This is a genomic window from Pseudomonas sp. MMS21 TM103, assembly GCF_022132145.1.
Taxonomy (GTDB): domain Bacteria; phylum Pseudomonadota; class Gammaproteobacteria; order Pseudomonadales; family Pseudomonadaceae; genus Aquipseudomonas.
In genome coordinates this window covers 45,073-58,099 of sequence record NZ_JAJISP010000001.1, presented here as the reverse complement: position 1 = coordinate 58,099, position 13,027 = coordinate 45,073, and the positions used below count along the sequence as shown (strand labels likewise).

Annotated in this window: 15 protein-coding genes; 4 read left to right on the top strand and 11 right to left on the bottom strand. The window is 62.7% G+C overall.

Going from position 1 to position 13,027, the window contains the following annotated elements:
- Window positions 1-54: 54 nt before the first annotated feature.
- From LJY18_RS00285 to bsrA, 4 genes are all read right to left on the bottom strand, one after another.
- Entirely contained in the window at window positions 55-2,139 is a 2,085-nt protein-coding gene (locus LJY18_RS00285) for a TonB-dependent receptor family protein (protein ID WP_238039723.1), read from the bottom strand.
- Window positions 2,140-2,192: 53 nt separating this feature from the next.
- A complete protein-coding gene (locus LJY18_RS00280; RefSeq protein ID WP_238039722.1) occupies window positions 2,193-2,540 on the bottom strand; it encodes an aldolase/citrate lyase family protein in 348 nt (115 codons plus the stop codon).
- Window positions 2,541-2,683: 143 nt separating this feature from the next.
- Window positions 2,684-3,889, bottom strand: a complete 1,206-nt coding sequence (locus tag LJY18_RS00275; RefSeq protein ID WP_238039721.1) for a glycosyltransferase family 4 protein — start codon at window positions 3,887-3,889, stop codon at window positions 2,684-2,686.
- A gap of 145 nt (window positions 3,890-4,034) precedes the next feature.
- A complete protein-coding gene (gene bsrA, locus LJY18_RS00270) occupies window positions 4,035-4,937 on the bottom strand; it encodes a LysR family transcriptional regulator BsrA (protein WP_238039720.1) in 903 nt (300 codons plus the stop codon).
- Window positions 4,938-5,020: 83 nt separating this feature from the next.
- On the opposite strand from bsrA, the gene LJY18_RS00265 reads away from it, so the two are divergent.
- Window positions 5,021-6,139 carry a sterol desaturase/SRPBCC family protein gene (locus LJY18_RS00265; RefSeq protein ID WP_238039719.1) on the top strand — a complete coding sequence of 373 codons (1,119 nt, stop codon included), beginning with the start codon at window positions 5,021-5,023 and terminating at the stop codon, window positions 6,137-6,139.
- A gap of 7 nt (window positions 6,140-6,146) precedes the next feature.
- Here the strand turns inward: LJY18_RS00265 and cysZ are convergent, their stop codons facing one another.
- Window positions 6,147-6,899, bottom strand: coding sequence for a sulfate transporter CysZ (gene cysZ / locus LJY18_RS00260; protein WP_238039718.1), 753 nt, complete (start codon window positions 6,897-6,899; stop codon window positions 6,147-6,149).
- Window positions 6,900-7,163: 264 nt separating this feature from the next.
- On the opposite strand from cysZ, the gene trxB reads away from it, so the two are divergent.
- Window positions 7,164-8,111: a thioredoxin-disulfide reductase gene (gene trxB, locus LJY18_RS00255; RefSeq protein ID WP_238039717.1), complete on the top strand. Its 948-nt coding sequence runs from the start codon at window positions 7,164-7,166 to the stop codon at window positions 8,109-8,111.
- A gap of 158 nt (window positions 8,112-8,269) precedes the next feature.
- Here trxB and LJY18_RS00250 read toward each other — a convergent pair whose 3' ends face one another.
- The 5 genes from LJY18_RS00250 to folM all read right to left on the bottom strand — a co-directional run bounded on the left by LJY18_RS00250 (window position 8,270) and on the right by folM (window position 10,735).
- Window positions 8,270-8,611, bottom strand: coding sequence for a HopJ type III effector protein (locus LJY18_RS00250; protein ID WP_238039716.1), 342 nt, complete (start codon window positions 8,609-8,611; stop codon window positions 8,270-8,272).
- Window positions 8,608-8,913, bottom strand: a complete 306-nt coding sequence (locus LJY18_RS00245) for a DUF1244 domain-containing protein (RefSeq protein ID WP_238039715.1) — start codon at window positions 8,911-8,913, stop codon at window positions 8,608-8,610. The genes LJY18_RS00250 and LJY18_RS00245 overlap by 4 nt, the downstream gene beginning before the upstream one ends.
- Window positions 8,914-9,066: 153 nt before the next feature.
- Window positions 9,067-9,438: a dihydroneopterin triphosphate 2'-epimerase gene (folX, locus tag LJY18_RS00240; RefSeq protein ID WP_238039714.1), complete on the bottom strand. Its 372-nt coding sequence runs from the start codon at window positions 9,436-9,438 to the stop codon at window positions 9,067-9,069.
- 2 nt (window positions 9,439-9,440) lie between these two features.
- The gene (gene folE, locus LJY18_RS00235; protein WP_238039713.1) at window positions 9,441-10,001 is read right to left on the bottom strand and encodes a GTP cyclohydrolase I FolE; all 561 of its coding nucleotides are present in this window, start codon (window positions 9,999-10,001) and stop codon (window positions 9,441-9,443) included.
- Window positions 10,002-10,024: 23 nt separating this feature from the next.
- Complete coding sequence (gene folM / locus LJY18_RS00230) at window positions 10,025-10,735, bottom strand: dihydromonapterin reductase (protein ID WP_238039712.1); 711 nt, start codon at window positions 10,733-10,735, stop codon at window positions 10,025-10,027.
- 270 nt (window positions 10,736-11,005) lie between these two features.
- On the opposite strand from folM, the gene LJY18_RS00225 reads away from it, so the two are divergent.
- Window positions 11,006-11,299 carry a DUF6482 family protein gene (locus LJY18_RS00225; protein WP_238039711.1) on the top strand — a complete coding sequence of 98 codons (294 nt, stop codon included), beginning with the start codon at window positions 11,006-11,008 and terminating at the stop codon, window positions 11,297-11,299.
- On the opposite strand, the gene LJY18_RS00220 is transcribed toward LJY18_RS00225, so the two are convergent.
- Window positions 11,294-11,740, bottom strand: coding sequence for a thiol-disulfide oxidoreductase DCC family protein (locus tag LJY18_RS00220; RefSeq protein ID WP_238039710.1), 447 nt, complete (start codon window positions 11,738-11,740; stop codon window positions 11,294-11,296). The two genes, LJY18_RS00225 and LJY18_RS00220, sit on opposite strands and share 6 nt — an antisense overlap.
- 90 nt (window positions 11,741-11,830) lie before the next feature.
- Between LJY18_RS00220 and LJY18_RS00215 the strand changes: the two genes are divergently transcribed.
- Window positions 11,831-12,784, top strand: a complete 954-nt coding sequence (locus LJY18_RS00215) for a MerR family transcriptional regulator (protein WP_238039709.1) — start codon at window positions 11,831-11,833, stop codon at window positions 12,782-12,784.
- The last annotated feature ends 243 nt before the right edge of the window (window positions 12,785-13,027 follow it).

Sequence of the window (13,027 nt, the reverse complement as noted above, 5' to 3'; positions counted from 1 at the left end):
CGTAGCTCCGGCCAGCGCAAACACCAGCCGATCGCCTGGGTACGAATGGGCGGATCAGAAGCTGTAGTTGACGCCCAGGGTCAGGGTGCGGCCGGGTGCCGGCTGACGACCCCAGGGGCTGGTGTCGATGCCGCGGAAGTAATACTGGCGGTCGAACAGGTTGCTGACCCCGGCGGAGGTGGTCAGCAGGCTGCCGTCGTCGAGCTTGAATTCGCGTTCGATGGCGGTATTCCACAGCCAGTAGGCGGGCAACTCGCCGACCGTCGCGGCGGCATTCTCGGCGTGGCTGTTGGCCGCGTCGGTGTAGGCGCTGCTGACGTAGAGGCCATCGAGGGTGTAGGTCCAGGCTTCGGCGAAGCGGTAGCGGCCATCGAGGGTCAGCTGATGTGCGGAGGCGAAGGGCACTTCATTGCCCTTGAACGCGCCGCTGCGCTGTTCGCTGTCCAGGTAGGCATAACCGGCATGCAGGTCGAGGGTCGGCAGCGCGGTGGGGGTCCAGAACACTTCGGTTTCGAGGCCCTGGTGGCGGGTGCTGCCGAGGTTCTCGAAGCGGTCGTTGCTGCGGTTGTATTCGATCTGATCGTCGAAATCGATACGGTACAGGCCGAGGTCGACGCGCAGGCCGTTCCAGGGCGTGTAGCGCACGCCGGTTTCGTAGTTCCAGGCCAGTTCGGCGGCGACGTCACCGTCCTTGACGATCGCGGTGATCTGCGGCACGCGCAGCGAGCGCTGGGCGTTGGCGTAGACGAACCAGTCGTCCGTGAGTTGATAGCCGGCGCTCAGGCCCGGCAGCCATTCCTCGGCGACGGTTGCGCGCTCGATCCCGCTGACGCCATCGGCATACTCCATGCGCGCGTGTTCGTAGCGCACCCCGGGGGTGATGGTCAGACGGCCGTCGAGCAGTTTCAGCTCGTTGCTCAGGTACACCGCCTTGGCCTCGTCGTCGAAGGTCCAATCGCGGATCACGCTCTGCGCGCCGCTGCCAAGGTTCTCGCGGTTGACCTTAAAGTCGACGTCTTCCTTGACCAGGCGGGCGCCGAGCAGCCAGGTCTGGCTGACGCTATCGCCGTCGATGCTCAGGCTCAGGCGCGGCTCGCTGCCCCAGACGCGGAAGTCGCGCGGCGCGTCCTGAAAGGTGGTCGGTTCGGCATCCGGGTTGAAGGGCAGGCCGACTTGGAAGTTGCGATAGCTGTGATGGGCGAAGTTGGTCCAGCTGAATTCCACCGCATCGAAGGGGCCGATGGCTCCCAGGTACTGGCTGTAGGTGCCCCAGACGCGGTCGCTATCGCCTTCGAAACGGTCGAGCTCGCGCGTGGACTGGCGCGGGTCGTCCTTGTAGTCGGCGACGCTGAGGGCGCCGGCCAGGTCCAGGTCGGCGATATAGCGCTGCACGCCGAAGCTCAGGCTGCGCGTGTCGTCGATGTCCCACTGGCCGCGCAGGCGGTAGTTCTGCACCTCGCTGTCGGAATGTTCGCGGCCATACTCGCCACTGACGGTGTTGAGGTCCAGTTGCAGGCCGAAGTTATCGGTCAGGTAGCCGCCGGTGCCGATGTAGCTGTCCCACAGGCTGCGGCCGCCGGGGGCGAAGGTGGCCTTTTCCTGCAGGGTGGTCTCCCATGCGCGAGAGATCGGCTTGCTGATCAGATTGATCACCCCGCCGACGTTGTTCGGGCCGTATTGCACCGCCGCGCCGCCGCGGACGATATCGATGCGCTCGACGGTGGCCAGGGTCTGCGGAAACAGCGACAGGCTGGTCTGGCCATAAGGCGCGAGTGACAGCGGGATGCCGTCGGAGAGCACCTGGGCGCGGCCGCTGCGGCTCTCGTAGAGGCCGCGCACGGAAATCTGCGGCAGGGCGCCGGTGCCGGTCTCATCGAACACCTTGATCCCGGGGACGCGCTGCAAGGCATCGTCGAGGCCGCGCACGCTGGCTTTGCTCAGGTCTTCGCGGTCGACCACGCTGCGGCTGCCGGCATAGCTGCGCACTTCTTTATCGCTGGCGCTGCCCAGCACGTCACCCTTGATCACCATGGGGGCGAGGACTTTCTGTGGGCTGACTGGTTCGGCACAGGCTGCTTGGCCGATGGACAGCGCCAGGAGGCTGAGCGGCAGAGAAAACAAACGGGCATTGTTATTCATAGAGAACTTCATCGAGGTTTAGGGGTGGGATTTCAGGTCATCCAGGCGCATTTTCAGGGCGTTGTGCAGCAGGCCGCACCCGGCAGTGCTTTGATCTCGGCGGCGCTTTCGATCCGCGGCAGCACTATGGTCTCGGCGCCAGCGTCGAGACGCTGGACGATCAATTTCGCGTCGACCTCCGGCACCCGTACCCAGGGCGAGACGCCGGCCGGTTGACAGGCGCGCGGGCCATGCATCGGCTCATCGCCGCCACGCAGCAGGTGATCCGGGTCCAGGATCACGAAGTGATCACCGGCGTAGTCGATCATTTCGCCGAGCAGAGGCGCGGGTACGGAGTTGAGTAAGCCGTAGACCTCTTCGTCGCGATGCAGGCGGGTGAAAATGGGCGAGATGTGCAGCATGGAGATAGCCGAGATGTGATCAGTTATCAAATGATAATGCGTATCGTTAGGTTCAGTAAACGTCTTCTATTCACCGCTGCGCCAAAGGGCAGGCCTGAGAATGGTTCGGCAGAAGGGGCGTGGGCGTGGGGAGTCGGGGCGGCCTACCTGGCTGTTCCCTGGCCCCTGAGTCCATCGAGTGTGGGTGTCAGGGCGTTCCGCAGGTGCTGCTCGAACAGTTCGACGATCGCCGGCCAGCCCTGTCGCGCGCCATGCTGCCGGGCGTTCAGGCGCACCCGGCGAAGGTTTTCCGGCTCTTCCAGCAGCCAGCTGGCGGCTTCGATAAAGCCCTGTTGGTCTTCGGTCGCGGCCAGAACACCGTTATGGCCGTGACGGATATGTTGCGCCGCCGCGGCCCGGTCGAAGGCGACCACGCCGAGGCCCGAGGCGAGGGCTTCAAGCACCACATTGCCGAAGGTTTCCGAAAGGCTGGGAAAGACGAAAAGGTCGCCCGAGGCGTAGTGCGTCGCCAGTGCTTCGCCGCGCTGCAGGCCGCAGAAAACTGCCTCTGGCAGCTGCTGTTGCAGGCTGGCGCGCTGCGGTCCGTCGCCGACCAGAATCAGCTTCAGGCGTTGCTGCGGGTGCGCCTGTTGCAGGATGCGATAGCTTTTTACCAATAGCGCCAGGTTCTTCTCTGCGGCCAGGCGGCCGACATGCAGGATGGCGATATCGCTCTCGGCCAGGCCCCAGCTCAGGCGCAGCTCATTACACCGTTTGGCGGGGTGGAACAGCTGACCATCGACGCCGCGGGCGAGCAACTCCAGGCGCTCGAAACCGCGGCGTTGCAGCTCGATCAGCTGGCTGGTGCTGGGCACCAGGGTCATCTGCGAGCGGTTGTGAAACCAGCGCAGGTAGTTGGTCAGGGCGCGGGTCAGCAGGGCGATGCCGTAATGCCCGGTGTACTGCTGGAAGTTGGTGTGAAAACCGCTGACCACCGGGATCTGCAGGCGCCGTGCGGCGCGCAGGGCGGACAGCCCGAGCGGGCCTTCGGTGGCGATGTACAGCACATCCGGGCGTTGCCTTTTCCAGCGTCGCAGCAGCTTGTGCAGTGACGACTGGCCCCACTGCAAACCGGGGTAGCCAGGCAGCGACCAACCGCGGGTCAGCAGCAACTGGTCGTCGCTTTTGCGGCCGTCATCGCTGCTCTGCCGTGGGCGCACCAGTTGCAGGCGATGGCCCCGGGCGCGCAGGCCATCGACCAGGCGGCCGAGGGTCGTGGCCACGCCGTTGATTTCCGGCGGGAAGGTTTCAGTGATCAGTGCGATAGAGAAGGTGGGTGTGTGCATGGCCGCAGTGTCGGCTGCCGCCATGTAGTGCCCGTGACAATTCGATTGCTTTTTTGTGATGGCGTTTCCGTCGCGATCATGTGGGCGATTGTGACGTGATCAGTCGGTGTATTGCCTTGCGCTGGTGCTGGGCAAGACACAGGTGCACAAGGGTTTCACGGGTCAGTTGCTAGCTGAGCAGGTCACTCAACTGCTGGCGTAGCCAGCACTGTGCCGGGTCGAGTTCCTGTTGCCGGTGCCAGATCAGGCTGATCTGTACGGGCGGCATGTCGAAGGGCAGGGGCGCCACCTGAAGCGCATGGACAGGCGTGAACGCCTCGGCCAGTCGCTTCGGCACCGTGCCGAGCAGGTCTGTGCGGGCAATGACCGCCGGGATTGGCAGGTAGTTGGGCAGATGCAGCACCGTCTGGCGGCGCACCCTGGCTGAGCCGAGCACGATTTCCAGGGGCGAGCCGCGCCCGGCACGTGGTAGCACCGACACGTGTCGGGCGCTCTGGTAGTCATCCTGGCTCAGTCCGCCGGCGAAGGCGGGATGGCCGGCGCGGCCGATTACCACCAACTGCTCTTCCTGGAGGGGGGTGTAGTTCAGATCGGAGGTATCGAAGTGCAGGTAGTCGATGGCCATGTCCAGCGTGCCGCTTTCCAGGCGCTGTATCAGCGTGTCCGCATCATCAGGTTGTACATGAATTTCCACGCGCGGCGCCAGCCTGGCCAGGCGTTCGAGCAGCAGCGGTAGCAGGGCGGCCTGGGCATAGTCGTTTAGCGACAGGCTAAAACTGTGCTTGCTCTGCGGGTCGAAACGCTCCTGGGGCCCCAAACCACTTTGCAGCAGGCGTAGAGCCTGGCGTACTGGCACGTACAGCACTTGGGCGCGGGCGGTAGGCGTCATGCCTCGCGCAGTGCGCTGGAACAGCTCCTCGCCGAGCTGCTGGCGTAGACGCGACAAGGCGTTGCTCACCGTCGACTGACTCAGGTGCAGGCGCTGTGCGGCGCGGGTCAGGTTCTGCTCCTGCATCAACGCGTCGAAGACCAGCAGCAGGTTGAGGTCAATCTGACGTAAATTCGTAATCAAGAATAATGCTCTTTTATAATATCCATTATAAAAATAATTAGGCGCCGCATAGACTCCTGTCAACCACCGCCGGAGTTACTGCCATGAGCCACAACAACAATGCCCAGGCGTTTCGCATTCGCTACCGGACCGATATTCATCCGCTGTACAACCCCTGGCTGCATGCCGGCTTCGTCTTCGTCTACGGTGCCGCCTGCTTGTCCTTCTTGTGGCGCTCCCTGGATCAGGTGGCCGTCTGGCAATGGCTGCTGGTGCCGCTGACTCTGGTGTTCTTCAGTTGGGGCGAATACATGGTGCACAAGCACCTTGGGCATCACAAAACTCGCTTCGCAAAGCTCTTCTACAAGCGCCATACCGGCGACCATCACAGCTTCTTCGTCGAGGGCCAGATGCGCTACGAGACGCCGCGCGACTGGCGGGTAATCCTGTTTCCTGCCTGGCTGATAGTGCTCTTCAGCCTGCCGCTATTCTCCGCCTGGTGGTTGCTGGCTCAAGTTGATGGCAACCTGGCCGCGCTGGTCGTTGGTAGCATGCTGTCCGGCTACCTGGCTTATGAGGTGATGCATGCGTGCGAACACCTGCCCGCCGAGCATCCGCTCTCGCACCTGCCTGGAATTTCCCAGATGCGCCGGTTGCACGCACTGCATCACCGGCGCGACCTGATGCATAGCCACAATTTTGGCATCGTCCATCCGCTGATGGACTGGTTGTACGGGACCTTGCACTGGGAGCCTCTGCCTGTCTGCGAGCAGGTGCGAATGCAGCATGCCGTCTACATTGAACGGCCAGCCAATACGGTGCTGGCTTATGCCGCCACGCCTACGTACTGGCCCGAATGGCACCCGTCGTCCCTGCGTATTGAGGGGCGTGATGGCGTGCTGGTGGCCGGTGACGGTTTCGAGGAAGACATCCATGCAGGCCGCCGCTTCGGTCATCTGCGCTGGAAAGTACTCGACCATCAGGCCGGCCGGCGCTGGCAGGCCAGGGCCTGGGGCGACCGGGGTTTGGAGCTGGTGGTGACCTACGAGTGCCAGGCGGAGCGCCGTGGTACCCGCTTCGTGCGTACCCTGGAGTACGGCTTTCGAGGCCTCGGGATGCAGTTGGTCAATCGCTTACTGCTACGCCGGCGCATCGAGCAGGAGTCTGAACGCTCCTTGCAGGCGTTGCGCGACGTGGTCGAGCGCCTCTTGCCCGCAAGTTGATGAGTGTTCAGTTGACGGGTGACAATGTCCGATCGCCACCTTCGCGCACCCAGAACAGGGTGGCGCCGGCCACCGCCGCCGGCATCATCAGGATGTTGACGAAGGGGATCAACAGCACCGCGTAGGTGATACCGCCGAAACCCAGCGATTGCCAGCGCTTCTCGCGCAGCCAGGCGAGCATGTCCGGCCAGCTCATCTTGTTGTTGTCCGCCGGGTAGTCGATGTACTGGATGGCCATCATCCACACGCCGAACAGCAGCCACAGCGGCGCAGCGATCAGGTTGACCACCGGGATGAAACTGAGGATCAGCAGGCCGATGGCGCGCGGCAGAAAGTACCCCAGCTTGCGCATTTCGCGGCCCAGGGTGCGCGGCACCATGGCCAGCAGTTCGGCCCAGCTGAAGGCCGGCAGGGTGTCTTCACCGCGCACCACCACTTCGACCTTCTCGGCGAGAAAGCCGTTGAAGGGGGCGGCGATGATATTGGCCAGCATGGTGAAGGTGAAGAACACCATCAGCAGCACCAGCACCACGAACAGCGGCCAGAGAATGTATTCGAGGAAGCTCAGCCAGCTTGGCAGGCTCGGCATGAAGGCATCGACCCAGCCGCTGAACTGCTGCACGGCAAAGCCGACCAGGCCGACGAAGAGAATCAGGTTGATCGCCAATGGCAGCAGCACGAACAGCCGTAGCCCCGGGCTCAGCACCAGTTTCAGGCCTTCTCTGAGGTATTGCGGGCCGGACAGTACAGGAGCAGGCATGGGGTTCTCCGTGAGGTAAAAGTCGCGCCGACCTTACCGACTTTGTCCGGCAGGGGAAAGTCCGCCGCTGTCGGCCGAGACGTCATAGGGATTCGCTATGCATGGAATTGGCAAAGGGTATTTCCTCGATTGCCCGCACCTGGGTAGCCTGCCGGCCAGTGCAACAATCGGTTAGCTTTCGGGGCTCGCTCCCCACGGTACTGTTGAAGTGCTTGGCGAGCCCCTTTTTTATGTGTCCGGCCCAGTGCCCGGCAGGAGTTTTCTATGTCTGCAACACGCCATGCTCGAGTGATCATCCTGGGATCCGGTCCTGCCGGTTACAGCGCCGCCGTCTATGCCGCACGGGCCAACCTCAAGCCGCTGCTGATCACCGGCATGCAGGCCGGCGGCCAGTTGACCACCACCACCGAAGTCGACAACTGGCCGGGCGACGTACATGGCCTGACCGGCCCGGCTTTGATGCAGCGCATGCAGGAGCACGCCGAACGCTTCGAGACTGAGATCGTCTACGACCACATCAATGCGGTGGATCTGGCTGGCAAGTCGTTTACCCTGGTCGGCGACAGTGCCACCTACAGCTGCGATGCGCTGATCATCGCCACCGGCGCCAGCGCCCGCTACCTCGGTCTGCCGAGCGAGGAGGCGTTCATGGGCAAGGGCGTTTCAGCCTGCGCCACTTGCGATGGGTTCTTCTACCGCAACCGTGACGTCGCGGTGGTCGGCGGCGGCAATACCGCGGTGGAAGAGGCGCTGTACCTGGCCAATATCGCCAGCAAGGTGACCCTGGTGCACCGTCGCGAGACCTTCCGTGCCGAGAAGATCCTGCAGGACAAACTGCAGGCGCGGATCGCCGAAGGCAAGATCGTGCTCAAGCTCAACGCCGAGGTCGACGAAGTGCTGGGCGACGCCATGGGCGTGACCGGCGTGCGCCTGAAGAACAACGACGGCAGCAGCGACGAGTTGAAGGTCGATGGTCTGTTCGTCGCCATCGGTCACACGCCCAACACCTCGCTGTTCGACGGTCAGTTGGCGCTGAAGGATGGCTATCTGGTGGTCAGCGGCGGTCGTGACGGCAATGCCACCGCCACCAGTGTGCCGGGCGTATTCGCCGCCGGTGACGTCGCCGACCATGTCTACCGCCAGGCAATCACCTCGGCCGGCGCCGGCTGCATGGCGGCTCTGGATGTGGAGCGTTTCCTCGACGGTCAGTAAGCGTCGGGCTCACCCGTAGATCGGTGCGGCCCTGCACTAACTTCAGGAGGGCCGCCCCGGCGCGATGCTTTTGGTTTTTGCCGGCTCGGCGGCCCTGCGCCCCGCATCGCCGGGCACAGGGCTGACAAAGAACCGCTGTGCTGCAGGAGCCGTTGTGCTCAGGCCTTGCGCTTGAGCGGCTGCTGGTCGAAGCGCACGCCGGCGAGGCCGGTGGTCATCAGGGCGCGGATGTTACCGTGGTCGTTGCCATCCGGGCTGGCCAGCACGCTGCGGTAGTGTTCGCCGAAGCAGCGCAGGGTTTCTTCCAGGCTCAGGCCTTCGAGCAGGGCCAGGCCGAGGGTCTTGCAGGAGCCCTCATTCTGTCCGGCGGGGTTTTCCACCGCGCCATTGCTGAAGGCGCTCGGCTGGTAGTCGTAGTGTTCGGCGATGAAGGCCAGGGTCTCGGCAAAGGCGAACTCATCGCCATGCAACTGGGCGCGGAAGTCGTGCAGGGCGCTCATGCATTGTGGCCTTTATCGCTGGACTTTCTGAACGCAGCCTGCTGCTCGGCGCTGGCCTCTTCCTGGTATTTGTTTTTCCACTCGCTGTACGGCATGCCGTAGATTTCTGTGCGGGCCTGATCCGGGGTTACCGCAACGCCGATGTCGTCGGCCGCGGCCTTGTACCATTTGGACAGGCAATTACGGCAAAAACCGGTGAGGTTCATCATGTCGATGTTCTGCACATCGGGGCGGCTGCGCAGGTGTTGCAGCAGGCTGCGGAAGGCGGCTGCTTCGAGTTCCAGGCGTTCTTGATCGGTCATGGTGATGTTCTCAGAGGCGGGCAGGGCCTCTGTCGGACGCAGTGGGCGTCCGACAGACTGGCAGGCTACGGTGCGAGGATAATAAAAGCCCTGCCGTCTGGCGGCAATGCCTGGGCGGCTGGTTGGTCGAGCTCTTGCTGGCTTATCCGCCGTTCAGCGATGACTGGCCAGGGTGATCGATACCGACTCGGCAAAGCGCAGGGCGTGGGGTTTGTCCACTTCCACTTCGGCGTAGCGCACGGCGGTCTGCTGCATCACCAGGTCGAGGATTTCCTGGGTCAGGCGTTCGAGCAGGGCGAAGCGGTGGCCTTCGACGTGCTGGATGATCGCCTTGGTGATGGTGCGGTAGTTCAGCGCGTGATCGATATCGTTGTCGCGCACCGCCTCGTTTGCCGGGTAGAGGATGGTCAGGTTGATCAGCACATCCTGCTTGTTGTTGATTTCCTCCTCCTTGATCCCGATGAAGGTTCTCAGGCGCAGGTCCTTGACCCGAATTCGCGCCATTCCAGGCTCCAGTCGTGGCATTACTAATTGCTCCGTCCAATCAGTTGCAGGAATTCATGGCGAGTGTTGTATGACTCGCGAAAGGCGCCGAGCATCACCGAGGTGCTCATGACCGAGTTCTGCTTCTCGACGCCACGCATCATCATGCACATGTGCTTGGCTTCGATCACCACGGCGACCCCGGCGGCGTTGGTGACCTGTTGTACGGCTTCGGCGATCTGTCGGGTCAGGTTCTCCTGGATTTGCAGGCGCCGCGCATACATGTCGACGATCCGCGCGACTTTCGACAGCCCCAGCACCTTGCCGGTGGGAATATAGGCAACATGCGCCTTGCCGATAAAGGGCAGCAGGTGGTGCTCGCACAGGGAATACAGCTCGACGTCCTTGACGATCACCATTTCGTCATTGTCGGAGGCGAACAGCGCGCCGTTGACCACCTCTTCCAGGCTTTTCTGGTAGCCGTTACACAGATACTGCATGGCTTTGGCCGCGCGTTTCGGGGTGTCCAGCAGGCCTTCGCGTTCAGGGTCTTCGCCTACGCCAAGGAGGATTTCGCGGTAGTGATCAGGCAGTTGTTGGTTCATGGGTGCAATCCTCGAGGCGCGCTTCATTGGAGATGGCGGCCGCCGTTTACGGTAAGGGTGGTGCCGGTGACGTAAGGGTTGTCCAGCAGGTAGCGCAAACTTTGGTAGATCACCTGGGGGCCGGGCTCGATGCCCAATGCCGATTTCTCCAGGGTTTTTGCCCGGTAAAGCGCATCATCCTCGGGGTTGAACATGATCAGTGCCGGGGCGATGCCGTTGACCTTGATCTGGGGCGCGAGTTTCGCCGCGAACGAGAGCGTGAGGCTGTCCAGACCGGCTTTGCTGGCGCAGTAGGCGGGGCGCTTGGCGCTGCCTTTGCGCGCGACATCGTCGCTGATATGGATGATGTCAGCCGGGGAGGAGCGCCGCAGCAGATCCGCACAATGCAGGTTGATCAGATAGGGTGCCAGCATATGCACGTTGAACAACTGCTGGAATACCGTGGCCTCGGCGCCGGGTGTTTCGACCAGCCAGTCGGAGGCATTGTGGACGATGGCGCGCAGACTGTCGGTGTGGGTTTTCAACTCGGCGATAAAGGCGAGGATCCCGGCTTCACTGGCAAAGTCTGCCTGGATGGCCAGCGCCCCGCGCGCGCGCAGGTGCTGGATGCCCTCGCGCTCGCTGCGGTAGGTGGCAATCAGTCGATGACCATCGTCAAGCAGGCGCTCGGCACAGTACAGGCCGATTCGTTGACTGGCGCCAGTGATCAGAATGGGTGATGCGCTAGCGCTCATGATGGGCTCAGCTGATGGGGTAGTGGGTGCAGCGGCGTTACCTCGGGGCACCTGACCACTGAGTAAGGTGCTTCGCCGACTGAAGCAGTGGCAAAGTTATACCAGCTATCAGATTTGTACAACCATGCGGCCTGTATGGTTACTGCCGACTTGATCGCTTTATACCTGTTCTGCTGGGCTGTATTGCGCCGGTGCAAATTTCAAAGGTTCGGAAATCTTGGTTTTATACTGTACAAAGTGGGTTTTAATGTACAGCTATTTGAGGTGGTTATGAGCCTGTGGCGATTGCGTATTGCGCTGCTGTGGCGCCAGGTCGAGCGGGTCGAGGTGTTGGCCGTGCGTTGCAGCGGTTATGCCGTGCAGGTGATTGCGGCGGACGGCGGCGTGCAGGCTTTATTACCGGTCGCAGGAGGGCGCCTCTGGCCTTCGTTGCCTGCGCTCAAGGTGCGTTTGCGCTGCTGTGGTGTGCGGCGGATGGTGCTGGTGCAGCGGCACAGTCATGACGAGATCATCGGCCGTCCTACTCTGCAAGTAGCCGATACCGGCTTGCTCATGCCGCTATAGGCGTGCGTCGGACTTGGGGTCCGGGCGCTGGTCGACGTTGCATTGCCCTTGCTGGCAGCGCTTGCCCGCCGCTGGATGGGGCAGCCAGGCCAGGTGTGGGCGTAACCGGCAGAACAGCCAGTAACCCAGTTCGAACAAGGGGCGAAGCGCCCGCCAGGTCAGGGGTGTCGCCCAGCGGCCAAGTCCGGCCGCGCGCCAGCTCCAGAGCGTGGCATCGAGGCCGGTCACCCATTGGCCATCGGCGAAGCGGGCGTGCAGCCTGCTGGTCAGCGTGGTGCTATCAAGCCCGACGCTGCCTGCCGCGAAGTCTGCGCTGCTGATATCGATCAGCAGCAAGCGATGCTCATCGGCATGCCGGCTCAGCAACTGGATTTCCCGCGCGCACAGCGGGCAGTCACCATCGTAGTAAAGGGTCAGCGGCCAGTGCGGGTTATTGTACATAATCTTATTCAGTGTATAGACTCTGTACAATGTAGGTGGATGTCAGCTGAGTTACAATGCCGGCAACATTTTTGTGGTGATGCCTCTCCCATGTCCGATCTCGTTGGTGCCTTGTCCCTCGATTCGAGTGCCCTCAAGCAGGAAGAGCTGTTTCCTATCCGTGAGGTGTCGCGATTGACCGGGGTCAATCCGGTGACCTTGCGGGCATGGGAGCGACGTTACGGATTGATCCAGCCGACGCGTACCGACAGCGGTCATCGTCTCTACTCGCAGGCGGACATCGAGTCCGTGCGCAGCATCCTGGCCTGGATCGAGCGCGGGGTGTCGGTCAGCAAGGTCGGCAAGATTCTGGCGAAAAACATTTCGACCCGGTCGGCCAGCACGCCAGTGTATGAAGAGGTCACCTCCGGCGAGTGGGCGGAATGGCAAGCTCAACTGCGCCGCGCGATCAGTGCCTTTGATGACGTCAGGCTTGATCGCTTGTACGGCCAGGTTTTTTCCAGCTACCCGCTGCCGGTGGTGTTCCAGGACATTCTGATGCCGCTCTGGCAGGAATTGCTGCTGCGTCAGGACGAGTTTGGTCAGGTCAGCGAGTGGTTGTTCCTCGATACCTTTCTGCGCGCGCGCACCCTGCAGCGCCTGCAGATGTTCCGCACCCAGGTCGAAGAGCGGGTCTTGCTGGCGGCCTTGCCGGGTCACTGTCGTGAGTTGGAATTGCTGGTCACCGGCCTGCTGTTGAGCAGTTCGGAGGTTTCGGTCAGCGTGCTGGGCGTGGGGCAGCCGCTGGAAGAGCTGGCCCTGGTCTGCGAACGCATGCAGCCACAGGCGTTGGTGCTGTTTACCAACCTGCCGCCCAGTGATGACTTGCCACGCGTGCTGGCGCGCCTGGCGCTGGCGCTGGACTGTCCGCTGGTGCTGGCGGGAGATGGCGCCGAACTCGCCGAAGACAGTCTGAGTGGCTCGCCGATAGCCTGCCTGGGCAACGAGGGCCGCTTGATGCAGCGCCGCTTGCAGCAGTTCCTCGCCGGGCATCTGGATACCTGACAACCACTTCTCGCCGCGTATTCCTGCATAGGCTGCCTGGGGCTGTGCCGGCCGCAACAGTGCGGCCGAACATCGCGTAGGTGCTCAGTCTGCGCGGCCCGACCTACGCGGCCCGACCTACGCGTCCCGACCTGCGCGGCTCGACCCACGCGGCCCGACCCATACACGCTTTAGTCGTGCGGCTATGCGTCAGCACAAACGGCTGACTCGCAGGCGAAGTCCTCTGCACGCTGGACAAGGGGA